This is a genomic window from Actinoplanes solisilvae (assembly GCF_003999975.1).
Taxonomy (GTDB): domain Bacteria; phylum Actinomycetota; class Actinomycetes; order Mycobacteriales; family Micromonosporaceae; genus Actinoplanes; species Actinoplanes solisilvae.
The window spans coordinates 174,237-195,619 of record NZ_RJAC01000012.1; the positions used below are offsets into that span (position 1 = coordinate 174,237).

Here is a 21,383-nt window from a genome sequence, read left to right on the forward strand (position 1 = left end):
GGTGATGGTAGATCCGCCCTTGCGCCCGCCGCCGGTGGGGGACGAGGGTTGATCGCATGACGGACATCATCGATCGTGCGGTCAGCGACTACCTGCTCGAGCACTGCACACCCGCCGACGACGTGCTGCGTGACCTGGCCAACGAGACCCGCAACGCGTTCCCGGACGACGCCGGCATGCAGATCTCGCACGACGAGGGGGAGCTGCTCACCATGCTGGTGCGGCTCACCGGCGCCCGGTTCGCGATCGAGATCGGCGTGTTCACCGGCTATTCGTCGATCTGTGTGGCCCGCGGCCTGCCCAAGGACGGGCGGTTGCTGGCCTGCGACGTCTCCGAGCAGTTCACGAACGTCGCCCGCCGATACTGGGCCCGCGCCGGGGTCGACGACCTGATCGAGCTGAACCTCGGCCCGGCCCTGGAGACGGTACGCGCCCTCGACACCGACCCGGTCGTCGACTTCGCGTTCGTCGACGCCGACAAGACCGGCTACCCGGCGTACTACGAGGAGCTCGTTCCCCGCATGCGTCCCGGGGGCCTCATCGTGCTCGACAACGTGCTGCGCGGCGGCCGGGTGCTCGACCCGACCAACGACTCCGACCGGGCCGTCAGCGACCTCAACGACCGGATCGTCGCCGACGACCGCGTGGAGTCGGTCATGCTGCCCGTCCGCGACGGCGTGACCCTCGTACGCAAGCTCGGATAGACCCCGGGAACCGGCCCCGGACCGGCTCGTCGTCGCCTGTACTACGGGCATGGTTCTCGTAGCGGCCGCGGTGGTGCTCGTCGCCGTCAACCTGGCGTTGCCCGACAACATGCTGTTGGTCTCCGCCTTCCACCTGACGGTCAGCGCCGTCGCGGTCGCGGCGACCATGACCGGCACCCGCCGCCTGCCCCGCGCGAGCCGGCTGCCGTGGCTGCTGTTCGCGGCCGGCTACGGCGGGTACAGCGTCGGGATCATCGCCCTGTACCTGGGCCGCGAGCTCGGTTCGGCTATCCTGTTCCTGCTGGTGGTGACGCGGATGGCCCAGTTGCTGCGGCAGGTCGAGTCGCAGGCCCGGCAGGTGCGGGAACTGGCCCGCAGCGACGAGCTGACCGGGCTGCCGAACCGCCGGGCCTGGAACGACGAACTGCCCAAGGCCCTCGAACGAGCCCGCCGCGACGCCCGGCCGGTCTGCGTGGCGATGCTCGACCTCGACCGGTTCAAGGCGTTCAACGACACGTACGGGCACCCGGCGGGGGACCGGCTGCTCAAGTCGGCGTCCGCGGCGTGGCACGGCTGCCTGCGCGACGTCGACACCCTCGCCCGCTACGGCCCTCTGCGAGGCCAAGGCCAACGGGCGCGATCAGATCATCGAGGCGGCGAACCGGCCCGCGGCCGCGGCGGCCAGGAAATAGACGTAGTCCTGGTCGAGTTGGCGGCCCATCGTCGACAGCGGCACCGGGCTCGCGCGCAGCGCCTCGTCGAGCCCGTCGACCGCGACGACGGGCAGCCGGTGGCGCTCGGCCAGCGGGGCCAGTTCGGCGGCCAGGTCGAGGCCTTCGGGCACCGGCAGGTCGGCGGCGACCAGGGCGACCTTCCCGTACGCGGTGAGGCTGTGATGCGACACCCCGCGGTGCCGCTCGCGTCCGTCGCCGGTGGACAGTCGCAGCGAACCGACCGGCCGGCCGCCCAGGACGCCGATCGCGTTGACCGCCTCACCCAGCGCCACCCCGGAGAACCCCCACGTCGTGCCCGTGCCCAGGTTGCCCGGGCCCTGCGCGATGATCGCGACGTCGGCGCCCTGCACGTGCCGGGCCGCGAGCAGACCCGTGTGCACGGTGCTCGCCTCGAGGTCGCCGCCGAACGCCTGACCCGTCGTGACCGTGCCGGTGAGGTGACCGGCCAGGCCGTCGAGCGTGCGGGAGAACCACGCGGGCAGCGCCCCGCCGTCCGTCATCACGTACGAGACCTTGGCCTCGGGTTTCGTGGCGTGGATGCCCGCGAGGATCGCCGGGAGTGCGGAGTGCAGGTCGGCGGTGACCACCGGCATGCCGTCGAGGGAGGTGGCGGCGGCCATCACCGAGCGGTGCGGGGAGGCCTCCTCGTCGACGCCGAGCAGGATCGCCTGCAGCGGCGTGTAACGGGCCTTGACCAGGTGACCCGAGTCGCGGGTGCCGCCGTCGCCGGCCGGGTCGGGGGGCAGCCGGTCGGGCAGGGCGACCACCAGCGCGTATCCGCCGGTGCCGAGACCCATGACGAGCGCGCCGACGTTGAGCAGCACCCGGTCACCCGCGACGGGCTCGCCGACCAGGTGGGGGTAGGCCAGCGCGCGCAGTGGCCCCTCGTCGGTCAGGACCTCCAGTTCGACCGCCCCGCGCCACCGCCGCCGTACCGCCTGAACCGTCCCGGACCGCCACCGCACCATGGCCGGAACCCTATTCGACCCCGCCGTCGACGTGATTGCGGCCCGCCGCGCCGTGGGTCGGGTCGAGGAACACGTACCGGATGCCCGGGTAGCGGGCCCGCAGGCGGCGTTCGGCCTCGTCGGAGGCCCGCTCGATCTCGCCGCCCCGGGCGTTGTCGTCGAAGTCGACCTTGGCCGCGACCAGGATGTCGCCCGGCCCGAGCTGCATGGTCAGCAGCGTCGGTACGGCCGTCACGATCGGGATCGAGGCGAGGTCGGCGGCGATCTGGTTGTGCACCCGGCGCGGCACCGCACGGCCCACCAGCAGCGACGCGTTGCTGGTGGCCAGGGTCGTGGCCACGGCCAGCAGCAGCACGCCGATCGCGATCGAGGCGATGCCGTCCCACATCTCGTGGCCGGTGAGCTGCGTCAGGGCCAGACCTCCGGCGGCCAGGATCAGACCGACCAGGGCGGCCGAGTCCTCCAGGTAGACGGCTTTGACGGTGGTGTCCGGGGTGAGCCGCAGGAAGCGGAACGGGCTGATCCCCCACTTGCGCGAGGCCCCCTCGACCTGGCGCCGGGCGCGCAGGAACGAGGTGCCCTCGGCCACGAAAGAGACCGCCAGGACGACGTACGACCACAGGTAGTCACCGGTGTGCCGGGGGTCGATGATCGTCTCGATGCCGTGGTAGATCGAGAAACCGGCGCCGCCCACGAAGGTGAACACCGCGGCGATGAACGCCCAGACGAAGCTCTCCTTGCCGTACCCGAACGGGTGTTCCTCGTCGGCCGGGCGGGAGCCGCGGCGCAGCGCGACGAACAGGAACACCTCGGTGACCGTGTCGGCCAGCGAGTGCACCGACTCGGAGACCACCGCGGCCGAGCCCGAGACCAGGCCCGCGAGCAGCTTGGCGACCGCGATGACCAGGTTGGCCAGGCCCGCGATGATGACCGTGCCCACACTCTCGTTCTTCGGAGCTTCGGACCCTTCGGGCGAATCGCTCGGGTTCAGCGGCTCGGCGGCGGCCAGCCCGACCGGGAGCTGGTCGTCCGGGGTTTCAGGGGTGCTCACTCGCGCCTACCTTTCCGCTGCGCGGTCACGGGAAACCGCCGGGGGACAGCGGTTACGTCACGTCCGCGTCCACCCTGCTAGCGTTGCCAATCGTGTCGCGCACCCGCACCGAGCGCCTGGTGAATCTGGTGATCTGCCTTCTGTCCACGCGGCGGTTCCTGACCGCCGCGCAGATCGCCGCGACGGTGCCCGGTTACGAGCACGACCCCGAGGACCCCAAGGACCACGACGCGTTCCAGCGCAAGTTCGAACGCGACAAGGCTGAGCTGCGCGAACTCGGCGTCCCCCTGGAGACCGGCACGGCCAGCGTCTTCGACCAGGAGCCGGGCTATCGCATCGCCCACCGTGAGTACGCGCTGCCCGCGATCATCCTCGAGCCCGACGAGGCCGCCGCCGTGGGCATCGCGGCCCGCCTCTGGCAGCACGCCGGCCTGGCCGCCGCCGCGTCGTCCGGGCTGGCCAAGCTGCGTGCGGCCGGGGTCGAGGTCGACCCGCAGGCCACGCTGGGCGTCGAGCCGGTGGTGACGGTCGACCCGGCGTTCGGTCCGCTGACCAGCGCGGCCCGCGACCGGCGGGCGGTCACGTTCAGCTACCGGGTGCCCGAGGTCGACGACCCGGCGACCCGCCGCCTCGAACCGTGGGGCGTGGTCTGCTGGCAGGGGCGGTGGTACGTGGTGGGCCACGACCGCGACCGGGCCGCCACCCGCTGTTTCCGGCTGTCGCGCATCGTCGGCGCCGTGAAACCGGCGGGCCGGCCGGGGGCGTTCACGCCGCCCGAGAACGAAGACCTGATCAGCCACGTCGCCCGCTGGTCGGGGCCGGTGCCGCACACCGGGCGGGCCACCGTGACGGTGCGGCCGGGCCGGGCCGCCGGGCTGCGCCGCTGGGCCACCGAGTCGGTGCCCGGGCCGGACGGCGACCGGCTCACCATCCCCTACTCCGACGCGGAACGCCTGGCCGCCACGATCTGCGGCTACGGGCCCGACGTACGCGCCGACGGACCACCCGAGGTGCGAGAGGCAGTGATCCAGCTCTTGAAAGAGGTCGTCGCTCGCCACGAGGTGGCGGCATGACCGGCCCACGGCAGTCGGCCGACCGGCTCGGGCGTCTGCTCAACCTCGTGCCCTACCTGCTCGCGCGCCCGGGCATCCTGGTCGCCGAGGCCGCCGCCGACCTGGGCGTCAGCGAGAAACAGCTCCGCGAGGACCTCGAACTGCTCTGGGTGTGCGGGCTGCCCGGCTACGGCCCCGGCGACCTGATCGACATGGCGCTGGACGGCGACCGGGTCACCATCAGCCACGACGCCGGCATCGACCGGCCGCTACGCCTCACCCAGGACGAGGCCCTGGCCCTGGTCGTCGCGCTGCGCATGCTCGCCGAGACCCCCGGCACCGGGCACCGCGACGTCATCGAACGCGCCCTCGCCAAGATCGAGAACGCGGCCGGGGACCTGGCCGGGGCGCCGGTGGCGGTGCGGCTGCCGGCCAACTCGAAACGGGTCGACAAGGTGCGCGCCGCGGTCGAGAGCGGCCACGCGCTGCGGATGACCTACTACACGGCCGCCCGCGACGAGACCAGCGAACGCGTCGTCGACCCGATGCGGGTGCTGATGGTCGGCGGCAAGGCGTACCTGGAGGCGTGGTGCCGCCGCGCCGAGGGCACCCGGCTGTTCAGGGTCGACCGCATCGACGATTTCCATGAGCTCGACGAGCCGTCCGCGCCGCCGTCGCAGGCCGTGCCGCACGACGTCAGCGCGGGCGTCTTCGTCCCGGGGGCCGAACTGCAACTGGTGACGCTGCGGGTCGGCCGGGGCAGCCGGTGGATCACCGAGTACTACCCGGTCGAAGACGTACGCCGTGAGGGCGGCGACGAATGGGTGGTGACCATGCGCGTCACCGACCTGGGCTGGGCTCAGCGCCTGCTGCTCGGCCTCGGGCCCGACGTCACCGTGCTCGGCCCGCCCGAACTGCTCACCCGTATCCGCGAGCAGGCCACGGCCGCGCTCGACCAATACGCATCCCCGGGACGTTAGGGTGCTTGCGTGCTGATGTGGATCTGGATCGCCGTGGTCGTGGTCGCCGTGATCGTCATGGGGGCGGCCGGGGTGCGGCTGCTGGGCCGGCTCGACGGGCTGCGCCGCGCCGCCGTCAAGCTGCAACGGCGTCAGGCCGAGGCCGCTGAGCTGCAGGAAAGCGCGCTCGCGCTGCAGGCGACGGTGCTCGACGTGCAGCGCCGGGCGGAGGCCATCCAGCAGCGCCGCGCGATCACTAAGTAGTCTTTACTGTTTTCCCGGCCTGGGGTAGCGTGCGGCGTTCCGGCCCTGTTGTCCAAGGTTTCGGATAACAGTCGCAAACCCACGAGGGTCCGTGGGCTGCATCACCAGAATTGACACGTACGATGGACCCCGCACAACTGATCCGACCGACTGGAGTTCACCCATGGGCGCCCTGAAGCCATGGCACATCATCGTTTTCGTGGTCGTCCTCGTGCTGCTGTTCGGCGCGAAGCGGCTGCCTGACGCGGCGCGGTCGCTGGGCCGGTCGCTGCGGATCATCAAGGCCGAGACCAAGGGCCTGGTCGACGACAACAACGACGTCGCCGAGAAGGCCGAGCCGCAGCACTCGCGCACCCCGCTGCAGGGCGACGTCTACCCGCCGCAGGGTCAGGGGTACCAGCAGGCGCCCCCGCCGCAGGGCTACCAGCAGCCCACGCCGCCGCCGGCCGCGCCTTACGTCGACCCGGTTCAGCAGCGCACCAACGACCGCTGATGAAGCTAGCCCTTCGCCGTCAGGGGCCCACCAAGTTTCAGCAGGCCGCCGACGGCTCCATGACGCTGATCGACCACGTCCGGGAACTGCGCAACCGGCTGTTCTTCGCGTCCCTGGGCCTGGTCTTCGGGCTCATCGTCGGCTTCATCGTGTCGCAGTGGGTGTTCCACCTGCTCGAGGAGCCCTACTGCCGGCTGCCGTCGTCGATCTCGGTGCGGGCCGACGGCACGGAGTACTGCGACTGGGTCGTGCTCGACGTCACCGCCACGCTGATCCTGCGCCTCAAGATCGCGCTCTGGGTCGGCCTGATCGTGGGCGCCCCGGTCTGGCTCTACCAGCTCTGGGCGTTCATCGCGCCGGGCCTGCACCGGCACGAGCGCAAGTGGGCGTACGTGTTCGTGGCGATCGCCGCCCCGCTGTTCACCGCCGGCGCCGTCCTGGCCTACTTCGTGGTCGGCCACAGCCTGGCCTTCATCATGGAAGCCGGCGTGCTCGGCGAGACCACGAAACTCGAGGTCTCGTCCTACATCGGCTTCATCACGAACATGATCCTGATCTTCGGCGGGGCGTTCGAGTTCCCGTTGATCCTGCTGATGCTCAACTTCACCGGCGTGGTCTCGGCGAAGAAGCTGCTGAGCTGGTGGCGGATCGTGGTCTTCCTGTCGTTCGCGTTCGCCGCGATCGCCACCCCCGACCCCGGCCCGTTCGGCATGACCCTGCTGGCGCTGTGCATGGTCCTGCTCTACCTGATCGCGACCGGCGTGGCCGCGATCAACGACCGGCGCAAGGGCCGGGGCAAAGAGATCTACGCCGGTCTCGACGACGACCAGATCTCTCCCCTCGAAGAGGACCGGGTGGCCGTCGGCGCGTCCGACCCGATCGCGGCGCCGACCCCGGTCGAAGGTCCCAGCCCGGTCGCGAAACCGCGTCCGCTGGACGGCCGTTTCGACGACATGACCTGACGCGTACTCTGCCCCGCTGTGACGAGCGTTGACATCGCGGTGCTGGCCAACCCCGCAGCGGGGCGCGGCCGGCACCGCGATCTGCTTTCCGAGGTCCTGCGGCGCCTCGGCCCCGGCGTCCGGCTGCTCGCCGCGCACAGCGGCGAGGAAGCCGAGGCGGCCTGCCACACGGCGGTCGCCTCCGGTGCCTCCGCGGTCATCGCGGTGGGCGGCGACGGGACGATCCACCGGGCCCTGCAGGCGGTCGCCTCACAGCCGGTCGGGTTCGGTGTCGTGCCGGCCGGGACCGGGAACGACTTCGCCGCCGGCACCGGGATGCCCGCCGACCCCCTCGCTGCGGCCGACGCCATCGCGGCCGCGCTACGCGAAGGAAGGCACACACCGATCGACCTGGTCCGGGTGTCCGGGCCGGCTACCCCCACGCGGTGGTTCGGGGCCGTGCTGGCCGGGGGTTTCGACGCGCTGGTCAACGAACGGGCCAACGGGATGCGCTGGCCGCGCGGACCACGCCGCTACGACCTGGCGATCCTGCTCGAACTGGCCCGGCTGCGGCCCCGCAAGTACGCGCTCGAACTCGACGGCGAGGACTACAGCTTCGAAGGCATGCTGGTCGCGGTGGGCAACTGCGCCAGCTACGGCGGGGGCATGCGCATCCTGCCCGACGCCGACCCGGCCGACGGGCTGCTCGACGTCGTGGTCACCGAGCCGTTCGGGCGTACGGCGCTGGCCCGTCTCAAACCGAAGCTGCGCCGGGGCACGCACGTCACCGACCCCAGGATCACCGTCTACCGCGCCCGGCACGTACGCCTCAGCTCCGACGGCATCATCGCGTACGCCGACGGGGAACGCCTCGGCCCGCTCGACCTCGACCTGACGTGCACACCGGGCGCTGTCCGGTTACTTCGCTGAGCTCATCACGCCTCCGTGCGGGCAGAACAGAAAAGTGCGTACTTGCCGAGCCTCTCGCGGGATGCTGGGCTGATCCCGTGACTACCGAATACACCACCACCCTGTACGAGTGGGCCGGTGGAGCGGGTGCGCTGACCGAGCTGTGCGAAGAGTTCTACCGCCTGGTCGGCGACGACGAGCTGCTGGCGCCGATGTTCGCGGGCATGAATCCCGAACACCCGCGCTACGTCGCGCAATGGCTGGGGGAGGTCTTCGGCGGGCCGGCCCGCTACACGGCCGAGCGCGGCGGCTATGCCCACATGCTGAGCATGCACCTCGGCAAGGCGATCACCGAGCCGCAGCGTCGCCGATGGGTCAACCTGATGCAGGACGCGGCCGACTCGGTGGGGCTGCCCGGCGACCCCGAGTTCCGGGCGGCCTTCGTCGGCTATCTGGAGTGGGGCACCCGGCTGGCCCGGGAGAACTCGCAGCCGGGGGCCGATCCCGTCCGGGAGGCGCCGGTGCCCCGCTGGGGATGGGGTGTGGCCCCGCCCTACCTGCCATAACATCAGGCCCATGCCGTACGGGGTCGTGCTCCTGCCGGACCGCGAGACGCACGACCGTCTCGCCGCGCTGGCCGCTGTCATCGGTGGGCCGGCAGCGGTCAACGTCCTGGGCGACCACGCGCCCGCGCATGTCTCGGTCGCCCACTTCGAGGCCGACGCGCGGCAGGCTTCGGTGATCGAGCGACACAGCGCCCGACATTCCGTACGCGACCTCCGACTGAGGATCATCGGTCTTCTGTACGCCTCCGTCGCGCCGGGCGATTACTACTTCCCCGGCGGGGGCGTCTATTTCGGCATCGAGATCGTGCGCCGGCCCGACCTGGACGCGCTGCACCGCGAGGTGCTCGGCTGGGTCGACGAGGTGGGCGGCGCGCCGCTGGGGCAGGTCGGCGCCGACTTCCGGCCGCACGTCACACTCGGCATCGGGCCGGACGCGTCGCTGCCCGCGTGGCCCTCCGTGCCGGTCGGCGAATTCCCGGTGACGCTGGCCTTCGCTGAGCTCGGCCCCTATGGCACGTTTCCGGATTTGTCGTTCAGATCAGGCGGCGCACCCGGCTAGGGCCAGGGTGGCGCCCAGGCCGTTGGGGCGGCCGGGCTCGGCGGCGGGCAGCACCAGCGCCGCACAACCGGCCTTGACGGCTCCCGCGTCGGCCGGTGAGTCGCCGACCATCAGCGTGCGTTCGGGATCGGCGCCGAGCATGCCGCACGCGCGCAGGAAGATGGCCGGGTCGGGCTTGGTGCGGCCGAGTTCGAAGCTGAGAGCGTACGCGTCGATCAGGGAACTCATGCCCCACGCGTCGAAGTGGGGGCGGATGTCGAAGCCGATGTTGCTGACCACGGCCACCTTGATGCCGGCGTCGTGCAGCGTGCGCAGCGTCGACAGGGTGTCGGCGTACGGGAGCCAGCCGTCGGGGCCGAGCAGACGGTCATAGAGCGCGTCGGGCAGGCCCTCGACATCGGTCGGCACGGTCGAGGCCAGACCCGTGTACGCCGCCCGGTGGCTCTGGGCGTACAGATCGCGGTCGGCCCAGTGTTCGGCGAGCGCGGGCGGCACCCGGTGCGGCAGTGGACCCCCGGCGCGGCCCGCCATCACGAGACGGTCGGCCAGCACGGTGGCCCGGCCCCGGTCGAGCTCGCGCCCGCACGCGGCGGCGGCCGCCAGGACCCAGGTCACCGGGTCTTCGACCTGGGCCAACGTGCCGTGGAAGTCGAACAGCACGGCGTCGACCTGACGGTGCGGCCGATGGGGAGGGTGATCGGTCGATGCGACATCCGGCACGGGAGCACCATACCCACCACGCCGAGTGGGCCGGGCGGCAACCGCCCGTGCTCCTTCTTGTCACACCCACGAACTAGTGTTGTGGTCATGACGAGTCCCGCCGAACAGTATGCGAAGTCTCAGCGGCGGGCGGCCCGGGTGGCCGAGTTTCCGGCGCTCTCCGACTTCATGCTCGACGTCGGCTTCGACCTCGACGATTTCCAGCGCTCAGCCTGCGAATCCCTCGAACGGGGCAGCGGCGTGCTCGTCTGCGCTCCCACCGGCGCCGGCAAGACGGTGGTCGGTGAGTTCGCGGTGCACCTCGCGCTGCGCCACGGCCAGCGCAAATGCTTCTACACCACGCCGATCAAGGCGCTGTCCAACCAGAAATACCACGACCTGGTCGAGCGCTACGGCCCCGACCAGGTCGGCCTGCTGACCGGCGACAACGCCATCAACGGCGACGCCCCCGTGGTCGTGATGACCACCGAGGTGCTGCGCAACATGCTCTACTCGGGCTCGTCCGCGCTGAAGAACCTGGCCTACGTGGTCATGGACGAGGTTCACTACCTGGCCGACCGGTTCCGCGGCGCCGTCTGGGAAGAAGTGATCATCCACCTGCCGGCCTCGGTGACCCTGGTCTCGCTGTCCGCGACGGTCAGCAACTACGAGGAATTCGCCGACTGGCTGGTCACCGTCCGCGGCCAGACCGAGGTCGTGGTCAGCGAACACCGGCCCGTCCCGCTCTGGCAGCACATGCTCGTCGGCCGGCGCATGTTCGACCTGTTCCACGACGCCGACGCCGCCAAGAAACACGACGTGCACCCCGAACTGCTGCGCTACACCCGCGAGATGGAACGTCGGCTCGACCTGACCGACCGCTCCCACGGCCCCGGCCGCGGCGGTCGCGGGCGCCGCTGGCAGCCGCCGCCGCGCGCCGAGGTCGTCGACCGGCTGGAACGCGCCGACCTGCTCCCGGCGATCCTGTTCATCTTCAGCCGGGCCGGCTGCGACGCCGCCGTGCAACAGTGCCTCAGCGCCGGGCTGCGGCTGACCAGCGCCGACGAGCGCGCCGAGATCCGCCGCATCGCCGAGGCCAAAGTCGCCTCCATCCCGCGCGAAGACCTCTCCGTGCTCGGCTACTGGGAATGGCTCGACGGCCTCGAGCGCGGCCTGGCCGCCCACCACGCCGGCATGCTGCCCGCCTTCAAAGAGGCGGTCGAGGAATGCTTCGTCCAAGGCCTGGTCAAGGCGGTCTTCGCGACCGAGACCCTCGCCCTGGGCATCAACATGCCGGCCCGCTGCGTCGTGCTCGAACGGCTGGTCAAGTTCAACGGCGAGGCCCACGTCGACCTCACCCCGGGCGAATACACCCAGCTCACCGGCCGGGCCGGCCGCCGCGGCATCGACGTCGAGGGCCACGCCGTGGTGCTGTGGAGCCCCGAGGTCGACCCGCGCCACGTCGCCGGGCTCGCCTCCACCCGCACCTACCCGCTGCGCTCCTCGTTCCGCCCGTCCTACAACATGGCGGTCAACCTGGTCGGCACGGTCGGCGCCGACAAGGCCCGCGACCTGCTCGAGTCGTCGTTCGCCCAGTTCCAGGCCGACCGGTCCGTCGTCGGCCTGGCCCGCCAGGTGCAGCGCAACGTCGAGACCATGCAGACCTACGCGGCCGACGAGGCCTGCCACCACGGCGACTTCGACGAATACTTCGCCATCCGCGTCGCCATCGCCGACCGCGAACGTGCCATCTCCCGCCAGGGCGTCGCCCAGCGCCGGGCCGCCGCGGTGTCCTCGCTGGAGCGTCTGCGCGTCGGTGACGTCATCCGGGTGCCGCAGGGCCGCCGCGCCGGCCTGGCCGTGGTGCTCGAGGCACCCACCGGCGGGTTCGGCGAGCCGCGCCCGCTCGTGCTCACCCAGGACCGCTGGGCCGGCCGGGTCAGCCCCGCCGACTTCGCGGGCGAGACCGAGGTGCTCGAACGCATTCGCGTCCCCAAACACTTCAACCACCGCTCGCCGGCCGCCCGCCGCGACCTGGCCGCCCTCATCAGCGCCACCGGCCTCGACCGTCACGGCGGCAACCGCCGCGGCCGGCGCTCCGGCGGCGACGGTGAGGACGCCGAGATCGCCCTGCTCAAGGTGCAGATGCGGCAACACCCGTGCCACGCCTGCCCCGACCGGGAAGAGCACGCCCGCTGGGCCGAGCGGCGCCACCGCCTGCTGCGTGACACCGACGCGCTGCGCGACAAGGTCGCGGGCCGCACCGGCTCGCTGGCCCGCACGTTCGACCAGGTGTGTGCGGTGCTCGCCGAACGCGGCTACCTGTCCGAGACGGGCGAGGTCACCGACACGGGTCGCATGCTGGGCCGCATCTGGTCCGAGGCCGACCTGCTGATCGCCGAATGCCTGCGCCACGGCGTGTGGGACGGCCTCGACCCCGAAGAGCTGGCCGCCGCCGTGTCGATGGTCCTGTACGAGTCGCGCCGCGAGGGCGACGACCGCGCGTCCGTGCCCAAGGGCGCGATCACCGCAGCCGTCGACGCCTGCGGCAAACTCTGGGCCGACATCGCCGCCGACGAGGCCGACCACAGCCTCACCCTGACCCGCGAACCCGACCCTGGCTTCGTGTGGCCGATGTACCGCTGGGCCCGCGGCGAACCGCTGGCCAAGGTGCTGGCCAGCGGCCACAACTACGACGCCGACATGCCCGCCGGCGACTTCGTGCGGTGGGCGCGCCAGGTGCTCGACCTGCTCGGCCAGCTCCGCGAGGCGTCCGCCGCCTCCGAGCCCCTGCGCGACGCGGCCCGCAAGGCCATCACCGCCGTCAACCGGGGCGTGCTGGCCTACCACGGGAGCCTCTGACATGAGCGGCACGCCCACCGAGTCCGACGCGGGTTCCGCGCGCCCCGACCTGCCCGCCGAGGCTCCCCCCGCGCCCGACCAGGGCCGTGGCCAGGCTGACATGTTCTTGCTGGCCCACACGGGCCTCCCCCGCGAAGCACCCGGCTCGGAGGCGACGACCGCCCTCCTGCTGCAGCTCGTGGGTGCCCTGCCCGCCCGACCGCGCATTGTGGACATCGGCTGCGGCACCGGGCCCGCCACGGTAGTGCTCGCCCAGCTGACCGGCGGCCACGTCACCGCGGTCGACCTGTACAAGCCGTTCCTCGAGGCGGCCGCCGACCGCGCCACCGCCGCCGGGGTTGCCGACCAAGTCACGATCCTGGAAGCCTCGATGGACGCCCTGCCGTTCGCCCCCGGCTCGGCCGACCTGCTGTGGGCCGAGGGCTCGGCCTACTTCATGGGCTTCGACGCCGCCCTGGCCGCGTGGCGCCCGCTGCTCGCCCCCGGCGGCGCCCTGGTCCTCACCGATGCGGAATGGCTGACGCCCGACCCGTCCCCGGGCGCGCAGGCGTTCTGGACCCCGGGCTACCCCGCGATGCGCACCACAGCGGCCAACGTCGCCGCCGCCCAGCAGGCCGGCTGGACGGTTCAGGCCACCTACGTGCTGCCCGACAGCGACTGGGATGAATATTACGGCCCGCTGTCCGCCCGCCTGGCGACACTGCGGGCCGAGGGCCTCCCACCCGAACAGCTGGACCAGGTCGGCGAGGAAATCACCATCCGCGCCGCCCACGGCAACGACTACGCCTACACGGCCTACGTGCTACGCCCCCGCGCCTGACGCCGCGCCGCGTTGCTCCCGGTCGCCATCGTCGGCACAATCAGGAGCCGGCGGCTTAGCGGCAGTACTGCCGAGATTCTGTCAGCCGAGTCGCAATGCTCGGCAGCACTGCCGAGATTCCGTTGGCCGAGTCGGCATGGTCGGCAGCACCGCCGAGATTCCGTTGGCCGAGTCGGCACCCTCGGCGATCCGTCCTGCCCGGCGAGCTCGGTTCCGTCGTCCGGGGGCATCCGCACCCGGGTCCAGACGTACGTCTCGCCGTCGGGCGCCCCAGCCCGCCCGACGGCGGGACTTCCCCGCACCTCATGTCTTCCCGGCCGCGTGCCTTCCTGATCCTGCTTTGCGTCGGTGCTGCGGGGATCGTCGGCCCGGGGCGGCGCGCAGTTCTGCTGTGCGTCCATTCCTGCTCCGGGCCCTTTCGACCTGCCTAATTCATGACAAAACGCCGCCCGTTCCCTGATCAATCCGAGACCCTGGATGTAGGCCGCTCGAACGCGATGGAAAGCCCTGTATCCATGATCGGCTAGCTGATCAAGACCGGAGAGGCGCCTAATCGGGTCGATTGGCACGGCGGTCAACCGATCACGGCCGAGCGGCTGCTCCAGCGGGCTAGGACGTCCGGGCGTGGGATGCGCAGTGGTGATGTGGCTGGCGGGGCTGGGGCGTCCGTCGGCGTGGGGTGCGCGGGTCGTGGGGTGGCTGGATTCTGGGTTGGGTCGGCATTCGGCTGGGCGTGGGTGCGTGGGCGGTGATGTGGCTGGCCGCTCTGGGGCGGGAGCGGGACGTCGGCCGTACGAGGAATCTCGGGGTTGGGTGTCGAAGGATCGGGGCCCGTTCGTGTAGGTGATGAGGACGAGGCACTAGGAGGAGCCATGAAGCAGTACCTGCTGAGCATCTACCAGCCCGACGGGGACCCGCCGCCGCCCGAGGTGTTGGGGCCGATCATGGCTGAACTGGGGAAGCTGAACGAGGAGATGAAGGCCGCGGGGGCCTGGGTGTTCGCGGCGGGGCTGCATCCGCCGTCGACGGCCACCGTCATTCGCGACAAGGACGGGGACGCGCTGCTGACCGACGGGCCGTTCACCGAGGGCAAGGAGCATCTCGGTGGGTTCACGATCATTCAGGCGGCCGACCTCGACGAGGCGCTGAGCTGGGGGAGCCGGGTGGCCAAGGTGCTGGCGCCGCTCGCCATCGAGGTGCGCCCGGTCGCGTGGTAGAGATCGAGCGGATCTTCCGGGCGGAGTACGGGCGGGCGGTCGCCGTGCTGGTGCGCTACTTCGGTGACATCGATGTCGCTGAGGAGGCGGTGCAGGAGGCGTTCGCCGCGGCCGTGCTCCGCTGGCCGGAGGACGGCATTCCGCCGAGCCCGGCCGGCTGGATCATCACTACGGCTCGCAACAGGGCGGTCGATCGGCTGCGCCGCGAGTCGACCCGGGCCGCGCGGGAGGCGGCGGCGGTGTTCGACGAGCCCGGCTTCAACAGGACGGCCGCCTCGGCGGAGACGGAGGCGCTGGCTCGGGCGGCCGAGGGCCTCGACGGGAGAGCTTCGCGAGCAGCACAGGCGGAACTGGGCGCGGGCGGAGAAACGCCGGGCGCGGGCAGGGCGAGTGAGCTGGCGGAGGCTGCTGTGGCGCGCGATCAGCTTCGATTGATCTTTACCTGTTGCCATCCTGCTCTGGCGCCGGCCGCGCGGGTGGCACTCACGTTGCGTCTGCTCGGAGGGCTGTCCACGGCGGAGATCGCGCGGGCGTTCCTGGTGCCGGAGACGACGATGGGTCAGCGGCTTTCGCGGGCCAAAGGCAAGATCCGGGACGCGGGGATTCCGTACCGGGTGCCGCGGGACGAGGAACTGCCCGACCGGCTCGGGGCCGTGCTGGCGGTGCTCTACCTGATTTTCAACGAGGGCTACGCCGCCGGGGCCGGGGAGAACCTCACCCGGGACGAGCTGACCGGGGAAGCCGTGCGGCTGGCCCGTCTGGTGGTGGCGCTCATGCCGGACGAGCCGGAGGCCCGCGGGCTGCTCGCGCTGATGCTGCTGATCGAGGCGCGGCGACCGGCCCGGACCACATCGGACGGAGACTTGGTGCTGTTGAGCGACCAGGACCGTACGCGGTGGGATCGGAAGTTGATTCTTGAAGGGCAGGAGCTGCTGCGTGCGTGCCTGCGCCGCGGACGGCCAGGGCCCTATCAGCTGCAGGCGGCCGTGAACGCCGTGCACTCCGACGCGCGGACGGCGGCGGAGACGGACTGGGCGCAGATTTTGACGATCTACGACCAGCTCGCGTCGTTCAACGGGGGGCCGATCGTGGCGCTGCACCGGGCGGTAGCGGTGGCCGAGGTGCACAGCCCGGCCGTCGCTCTCACCATTGTGGATGGACTGGACGGGTTGGAGCGGCACCACGTGTGGCATGCCGTGCGGGCTGACCTGCTGCGCCGGCTGGGCCGGAGTGCCGAGGCCGCGGAGGCGTACACGAAAGCCGCGGAGCTGACCGGCAACGCGGCCGAGCGCCGCCATCTACTGCAGCGGGCCTCTACTGCGTCGACCCCGAGGACTGCCTGACTGGATGGGCGAGTCCTTCGCACTCATCTGGCGCATGTTAGCCCGCACCGGGGGGGTTCGGCCGCGGTCAATGGTGGCTGGCCGCCTGGAGAGGGGCGGGTTCGGCGCAGTGAAGGCCGCGGCCGGCGGTGGCGATGAAGGCGGAACCGGCCACGGCGGCGGCGAAGAACAGGACGGCGGTGGTGGGGCCGCCCCAGGCGAGCAGGATGCCGGACAGCAGCGGGGCGGTGGCGGCCAGCGACGTGGCGGCGACCATGATGACGCTGATGACGCGGCCCTGCAGGCGGTCGGGGGTGATCGCGGCCTGGAAGCCGAACAGCGCGGCGTTGGCGGCCGGGCCCAGCAGGACGGTCAGGCCCAGCGGGATCGCGGCGGCGATGCTCGACGTGAGGAACGCGGAGGCGGTCAGGAGCAGGGCCGCGATCCAGCAGATCGAGCGGACCAGTGTCACCAGGCTTAGGCGGCGCTGGATCGCGGGGGCGCAGAACGCGCCGAGCAGGCCGCCGGCGGCGACGATCGTCTCGGTCAGGCCGATCACGGCGGGGTTGGTGCCGTTGCGCTGCAGGGCGACGATCAGCGTGAAGATGACGCCCGTGATCGCGAAGTTCAGCGGGGCGGCGACGAGCATCAGCGCGCGCAGGAACGGGTGGCTGAGAACGAAACGTACGCCCTCCGCCAGCGCGGCCCCGTACGCCTGGGGCTGATCTTCTCGCGGGGCCTGCAAGGGCTTGCGGATGAAGAGGATCGCGACGATCGACACCGCGGAGGAGATGAAGTTCGCCGCGAACGGGATCGTGTGGCCCAGTCCGAAGAGGAAGCCGCCCAGGGGTGGGCCGGCGAGCGCGGTGCCGTAGGAGCGGGCCTCGTTGCGGGCGACCGCGTCGGGCAGTTGTTCGAGGGGGACGATGCTGCGCAGCGACGCGTCCTCGGCGGTGCTGAAGACCGCGCTCGCCCCGGCGTCGAGCACGGCCACCACGCAGATGAGCACCAGGCCGGCCCGGTCGGTGAGGACGGCGGCGGTCAGGGTGGCGTAGACGGCCAGGCGCACGACGTCGCAGATGATCAGGGCGCGGCGGCGGTCGAAGCGGTCGACCAGCACGCCGGCGGGCAGGCGCAGCAGCAGACGGGCCGCCTGGGTCAGCGTGCCGACCAGACCGGCGCTGACCGGAGACCCGGTCTTGACCAGCACGAGCAGGGATAGTGCCAGCGACGCGATGCCGTCGCCCAGGTCGGACAGCGACTGCGATCCCCAGAGCAGGTTGAACTCGCGGTTGCGCCACAGGCTCTTCATGCCCGGGCCCGTCGCGGGTAGGCCTGCACCACGACGACGACGGTCTCGGCGCCGGGCTCGGGGAGGTCGGCCTCGCGGATGACCTCGTCGAGACGGTCGCGGAGCCTTTTCAGACCTTCCGGAGTCGTACGGATGACCTGGTCGGACGCGGCTGCGGCGTCCAGCCAGGCGGGGCTCCACCGCCGGTGGGCGGCCTCGTCGTGGAACTGGTCGATTCCCTGGTCCCACACGGCGCGGGCGGCGCGGGCGAACGCCGCCATCGTCTCGACCGAGTCGGCGTCGACGTCGTCGGAGAAGGTTGTGCTCGCGTGCATGGCCTTCCACCAGCGTTCCCGGCCGCGGGAGCCGCGACCCAGCTCGGGGGCGTCGACCACGAAGCCGTGGCGGGCCAGCAGACGCAGGTGATGGCTGGTCTGACCGGAGTCTGTGGACAGTCGCCGGGCGAGGATGGCCGAGGTCGCCGGGCCGTCGAGTCGCAGCGAACTGACGATGCGCATGCGCAGCGGGTGCGCCATCGCCCGCAGCATGGCCGCGTCGGTGATTTCCGTCATGGCGGCGACGTTAGGTGCGGCGGCCACAGTGGTGCAAGCCTCTTATGCATAATACCTCTGCATTAACGCCGGAAGCCGCCCCCCGTCTCCCTGAATCAATCACGGCGCCACGGCGAGAACAAGACTGCAATTTTGCGGGCGAAACGGGCAGTCTCGTCGATGTGAAGTGGACTATGGACGGGACGGTTCGGAATGCGTTGTGGGCTCGGCGGAGGGCAATGGGCGGGCAAGACCACCGTCGCCGGGACCCTCGTCGACCGGTTCGAGGTGACGCAGGAACCTGAGCGACCCCGAGGGGGCGCAGCGCAGCCGGATCGAACGGGACCGGCTGATCGCCCTCGACGCCGTGCGACGCGCCCGCGAACTGGGCATCCGTGTGATCGAAGTGGACGGAACACGCCCGGCCGAAGCGATCGCCGACGACGTCGGTGAGCACTTCGGCAAGTTCCTCTAGGCTTTCAGGATGATCGTCGTGCGCGCCGCCGCACCCGAGGACCGCGAAATCGTCGTCTCGCTGCTGACCGGCTCCTGGGGCGGCACCGCCATGGTCGTGCACGGCGTCCGCCACGACGCCGACGAACTGCCGGCCCTGATCGCCTGGCTCGACGGCGGACCGGTCGGGCTGCTCACCTACGTGATCGCCGCCGACGCCCTCGAGGTCGTCACCCTCGACGCCGCACTGCCGCGGGCAGGAGTGGGCACCGCCCTGCTCGCGGCCGCGGCCGACACCGCCCGTGCGTCCGGCGCCGACCGGCTCTGGGTGACCACCACCAACGACAACCTCGACGCTCTCCGCTTCTACCAGCGCCGCGGCCTGCGCCTGACCGCCCTGGCCCCCGGCGCCGTCGACGAGGCCCGCAAGCTCAAACCGTCCATCCCCGTGATCGGCGACAACGGCATCGCCCTGCACGACGAGCTCACCCTCGAACTACACCCGCTGTGAGGCTGACCGAGATCCGCCGCTACCCGGTGAAGTCGATGCTGGGTGAGCTGCTGCCCACGGCCGAAGCCGGCGACCGCGGCCTGACCGGCGACCGTCTGTGGGCGGTCCGCGACCCCGACGGCAAGTTCGGCAGCGGCAAGAACACCCGCCGCTTCCGCCGCATCCCCGGCCTCTTCGACCTCCGAGCCACCGGCGACGACATCGCGACCGTGCACCTGCCCGACGCCCGCGCCTTCCGAGCCGACGACCCCGACGGCTATCGCGCGCTGAGTTCCCTGCTCGGCCGCCCCGTGACGCTGACCCCCGAAAGCACGATCCCGCACCACGACGAGGGCCCGATCAGCCTGATCACCACCGCCGCACTGCGCGACCTGACATCCATTTGCGGCGCCGACCCCGGCCACGACACGATCGACCCGCAACGCTTCCGAGCAAACCTGCTGATCGACACGCCCGCACTCCCCGGGCCGGCTTGGGCAGGACGCCGTCTGCGCATAGGCGAGGTCATCCTGCGGATCGTCCGCCCGCTCACCCGCTGCGCGATGATCGACATGGCCCAGGCCACCGCCCCCACCCGCAACGACCTGCTCAAAACGCTGGCCACCACCAACGACCTGACCTTCGGCGTCCTCGCCACAGTCGAACACGGAGGCCGCCTGACCAGCGGTGACGCCTGCGGTTGGCTCCCACCCAGCCCCTGAAAGATCAAATTCATACTGTACGAGCGTCTGAATGGTCCCCGGCGTTGCGGACCGCCACCGTCGTGGTCAGGGCCATACCCGGCTGCCGGGCCGGATTCCCCCCACCGGCGCGGCCACGACGGTGCGGGCGTGGGGAGCCGGCGGTGACCGCTGCACCACCGCGGCCCACGATGACGGCCGGCCCGAGAAGTCTCACGGCCGATCGGCCACCCGAAAGCGGATGCCTGCGCCGGCGCCCAGGGACAGGGTTCGGCGGGGAAGGCGGGTGAGCGCAACTACGGCACGACCCCCAGCATCGCCGCTGCTTCGGGGCCGAGGCCGGTGATTGTTGCGTTGTGGGTGGGGTGGTGCCAGTCCGCGCGGGGAAGGGTCAGGTTGCGTTGTTCGATGCGGCGACCCTCGGCGGATCTGACTGTGGTGCCGTTGTCGTGGTAGCCCAGGGCCCTCGACACGCCGAGCGAGGCGTGGTTGGTGACCCAGGCGGCGGTGTCGGCGCGCTCCGCGTTCAGGCCGTCGAAGGCGAGATGGAGGACTGCCGTACGCATGGACTTGCCGTGGCCCGAGCCCTGGGATCGGCGGGCGATCCAGGAGCCGGTGGAGACGGTCCGGGTGACGGCGAAGTCCTGGGCGCCGATCTCCTGGACGCCCACTAGGTCGCCGTCGACCCGGGCCGCGAGGAGCAGGTTCCAGCGTTCGGGACGCCAGTCGGCCCACGACGCCCACACGTAGCGGAGGAAGCGGCGTTCGGCCTCGGGGGAGGCGACGTCCGACCAGCCGCCCACCGGGGTCCGGGGCAGGCAGTGGTTCTGCGAGTCGTAGACGCCCTGCGCGGCCAGGTGGGCCAGCTCTTCGAGATCGTCGGGCCCGGGTACGGACAACACCACGTCGGGTCGTGACCGTGATCGCGGAGATCGGCCACAGCTGGGCGAGTGACATTCCGACATCATCCGTGGCGTACGGAAATCGGTCGTCAAAAGGGGTTGATCTTCTTAGGCTGCCGACGATGTCTCACTTCGTTCATCTTGCGCCCGCGGCGGCGGCCCGGCGGATTCTGCGGGGCGGGGTCGCGGCGCGCAGTCGTGGCTGGTTCGGGGAGAGCGGCGTTTACTGCATGCCGGTCTCCGGGTCGTTCACGATCACCCATCAGTGGGTGCGGGAGATGCGGCGATGGCATCCGCGGGTGCTGGTCGCGATGGATCTGCGGATCGCGGATGACGAGCCTGTCACGGTGGGGCGGTACGGCAGGGAGCCTCGGCGGGTGACGGCGGCGGAAGCGGTGGCCGTCGTTCGCGAACTGGACGATCCGCGAGGATATGAGGTGTTCGTGCCGCGCGCGATCACGGCCGGGGAGGTCAGGCGGGCGCGCGAGGTTCCGCAGGGGATCGGGTGGCGTTATGTGCCGGACGCGCACGGGCGGCGTCCCTGCGCCTGTCCGGTCTGCCTGGGGCGCGGCGGATGGGGGGCCGCCCGGGTGCGACGGCGGTTTTCGCCCGACGAGCCGGGGCGTACGAAACCGGAGCTGATGGCCGACCTGCGCGCGGCCGCGGACTCGGACGATCTGATCTCCGTCCTGGGGGAGCTCGGTTCGCGGTCGCGGGGCGGGGCCGAGGAACTGGCCTATCTGGTCGGCCACCCGGACCCCGAGGTGCGCGAGGCACTCGGCGAGGCGCTGGAGCGCTATCGCGGTCGTGCGGCCCGCCTCCTGCGCGAACAGCTTCGGGAAGCAGGTTGATGCGGGCGGGCGGACCATGAAGGA

General features: G+C 71.5%; 22 protein-coding genes and 1 pseudogene. 17 read left to right on the forward strand and 6 right to left on the reverse strand.

Features of this window, described 5'->3' with window-relative positions; translation table 11 throughout:
- Positions 1-56: 56 nt before the first annotated feature.
- Both EER30_RS27450 and EER30_RS27455 read left to right on the forward strand, forming a co-directional pair.
- Complete coding sequence (locus EER30_RS27450) at positions 57-704, forward strand: O-methyltransferase (RefSeq protein ID WP_127503496.1); 648 nt, start codon at positions 57-59, stop codon at positions 702-704.
- Between the two features lie 316 nt (positions 705-1,020).
- Positions 1,021-1,302 (forward strand): annotated as a pseudogene (locus tag EER30_RS27455) (GGDEF domain-containing protein); the annotation flags it as partial.
- A 42-nt stretch (positions 1,303-1,344) separates the two neighbouring features.
- Here the strand turns inward: EER30_RS27455 and EER30_RS27460 are convergent.
- Positions 1,345-2,406, reverse strand: coding sequence for a DUF3866 family protein (locus EER30_RS27460; protein WP_127503497.1), 1,062 nt, complete (start codon positions 2,404-2,406; stop codon positions 1,345-1,347).
- Between the two features lie 10 nt (positions 2,407-2,416).
- On the reverse strand, positions 2,417-3,415 hold the full coding sequence (locus EER30_RS27465; RefSeq protein WP_432417573.1) for a cation diffusion facilitator family transporter: 999 nt from the start codon (positions 3,413-3,415) through the stop codon (positions 2,417-2,419).
- A gap of 134 nt (positions 3,416-3,549) precedes the next feature.
- Here EER30_RS27465 and EER30_RS27470 point away from each other — a divergent pair, with 134 nt between their 5' ends.
- The 8 genes from EER30_RS27470 to EER30_RS27505 all read left to right on the forward strand — a co-directional run bounded on the left by EER30_RS27470 (position 3,550) and on the right by EER30_RS27505 (position 9,200).
- Positions 3,550-4,530, forward strand: a complete 981-nt coding sequence (locus EER30_RS27470; RefSeq protein WP_127503498.1) for a helix-turn-helix transcriptional regulator — start codon at positions 3,550-3,552, stop codon at positions 4,528-4,530.
- The gene (locus tag EER30_RS27475; protein ID WP_127503499.1) at positions 4,527-5,489 is read left to right on the forward strand and encodes a helix-turn-helix transcriptional regulator; all 963 of its coding nucleotides are present in this window, start codon (positions 4,527-4,529) and stop codon (positions 5,487-5,489) included. The genes EER30_RS27470 and EER30_RS27475 overlap by 4 nt, the downstream gene beginning before the upstream one ends.
- Before the next feature lie 15 nt (positions 5,490-5,504).
- Complete coding sequence (locus EER30_RS27480) at positions 5,505-5,732, forward strand: hypothetical protein (RefSeq protein ID WP_127503578.1); 228 nt, start codon at positions 5,505-5,507, stop codon at positions 5,730-5,732.
- A 163-nt stretch (positions 5,733-5,895) separates the two neighbouring features.
- On the forward strand, positions 5,896-6,225 hold the full coding sequence (gene tatA, locus EER30_RS27485; protein WP_127503500.1) for a Sec-independent protein translocase subunit TatA: 330 nt from the start codon (positions 5,896-5,898) through the stop codon (positions 6,223-6,225).
- Complete coding sequence (gene tatC / locus EER30_RS27490; RefSeq protein WP_127503501.1) at positions 6,225-7,187, forward strand: twin-arginine translocase subunit TatC; 963 nt, start codon at positions 6,225-6,227, stop codon at positions 7,185-7,187. The genes tatA and tatC overlap by 1 nt, the downstream gene beginning before the upstream one ends.
- An 18-nt stretch (positions 7,188-7,205) precedes the next feature.
- Positions 7,206-8,096, forward strand: coding sequence for a diacylglycerol/lipid kinase family protein (locus EER30_RS27495; RefSeq protein ID WP_127503502.1), 891 nt, complete (start codon positions 7,206-7,208; stop codon positions 8,094-8,096).
- 77 nt (positions 8,097-8,173) lie between these two features.
- Complete coding sequence (locus EER30_RS27500) at positions 8,174-8,641, forward strand: group II truncated hemoglobin (RefSeq protein ID WP_240670328.1); 468 nt, start codon at positions 8,174-8,176, stop codon at positions 8,639-8,641.
- A 10-nt stretch (positions 8,642-8,651) separates the two neighbouring features.
- Entirely contained in the window at positions 8,652-9,200 is a 549-nt protein-coding gene (locus EER30_RS27505; protein WP_127503504.1) for a hypothetical protein, read from the forward strand.
- Here the strand turns inward: EER30_RS27505 and EER30_RS27510 are convergent.
- Positions 9,180-9,920: an HAD family hydrolase gene (locus EER30_RS27510; RefSeq protein WP_127503505.1), complete on the reverse strand. Its 741-nt coding sequence runs from the start codon at positions 9,918-9,920 to the stop codon at positions 9,180-9,182. The genes EER30_RS27505 and EER30_RS27510 overlap by 21 nt on opposite strands.
- An 87-nt stretch (positions 9,921-10,007) precedes the next feature.
- Between EER30_RS27510 and EER30_RS27515 the strand changes: the two genes are divergently transcribed.
- The 4 genes from EER30_RS27515 to EER30_RS27530 all read left to right on the forward strand — a co-directional run bounded on the left by EER30_RS27515 (position 10,008) and on the right by EER30_RS27530 (position 16,141).
- A complete protein-coding gene (locus EER30_RS27515) occupies positions 10,008-12,761 on the forward strand; it encodes a DEAD/DEAH box helicase (protein ID WP_127503506.1) in 2,754 nt (917 codons plus the stop codon).
- 1 nt (position 12,762) lies between these two features.
- Positions 12,763-13,581, forward strand: coding sequence for a class I SAM-dependent methyltransferase (locus EER30_RS27520; protein WP_240670329.1), 819 nt, complete (start codon positions 12,763-12,765; stop codon positions 13,579-13,581).
- Between the two features lie 872 nt (positions 13,582-14,453).
- Positions 14,454-14,798, forward strand: a complete 345-nt coding sequence (locus EER30_RS27525) for a YciI family protein (protein ID WP_127503507.1) — start codon at positions 14,454-14,456, stop codon at positions 14,796-14,798.
- The gene (locus EER30_RS27530; protein WP_127503508.1) at positions 14,792-16,141 is read left to right on the forward strand and encodes an RNA polymerase sigma factor; all 1,350 of its coding nucleotides are present in this window, start codon (positions 14,792-14,794) and stop codon (positions 16,139-16,141) included. Before EER30_RS27525 ends, EER30_RS27530 begins: the two co-directional genes overlap by 7 nt.
- 67 nt (positions 16,142-16,208) lie before the next feature.
- Here EER30_RS27530 and EER30_RS27535 read toward each other — a convergent pair whose 3' ends face one another.
- Both EER30_RS27535 and EER30_RS27540 read right to left on the reverse strand, forming a co-directional pair.
- Positions 16,209-17,432 carry an MFS transporter gene (locus tag EER30_RS27535; protein ID WP_127503509.1) on the reverse strand — a complete coding sequence of 408 codons (1,224 nt, stop codon included), beginning with the start codon at positions 17,430-17,432 and terminating at the stop codon, positions 16,209-16,211.
- Positions 17,429-17,983 carry a winged helix-turn-helix domain-containing protein gene (locus EER30_RS27540; protein WP_127503510.1) on the reverse strand — a complete coding sequence of 185 codons (555 nt, stop codon included), beginning with the start codon at positions 17,981-17,983 and terminating at the stop codon, positions 17,429-17,431. Before EER30_RS27540 ends, EER30_RS27535 begins: the two co-directional genes overlap by 4 nt.
- Before the next feature lie 463 nt (positions 17,984-18,446).
- Between EER30_RS27540 and EER30_RS27545 the strand changes: the two genes are divergently transcribed.
- On the forward strand, positions 18,447-18,926 hold the full coding sequence (locus tag EER30_RS27545; RefSeq protein WP_127503511.1) for a GNAT family N-acetyltransferase: 480 nt from the start codon (positions 18,447-18,449) through the stop codon (positions 18,924-18,926).
- Positions 18,923-19,627, forward strand: a complete 705-nt coding sequence (locus EER30_RS27550) for an MOSC domain-containing protein (protein ID WP_127503512.1) — start codon at positions 18,923-18,925, stop codon at positions 19,625-19,627. Before EER30_RS27545 ends, EER30_RS27550 begins: the two co-directional genes overlap by 4 nt.
- A 275-nt stretch (positions 19,628-19,902) precedes the next feature.
- On the opposite strand, the gene EER30_RS27555 is transcribed toward EER30_RS27550, so the two are convergent.
- Entirely contained in the window at positions 19,903-20,511 is a 609-nt protein-coding gene (locus EER30_RS27555) for a GNAT family N-acetyltransferase (protein WP_164842500.1), read from the reverse strand.
- Positions 20,512-20,630: 119 nt separating this feature from the next.
- Here EER30_RS27555 and EER30_RS27560 point away from each other — a divergent pair, with 119 nt between their 5' ends.
- A complete protein-coding gene (locus EER30_RS27560; protein WP_127503514.1) occupies positions 20,631-21,359 on the forward strand; it encodes a HEAT repeat domain-containing protein in 729 nt (242 codons plus the stop codon).
- Positions 21,360-21,383: the final 24 nt, after the last annotated feature.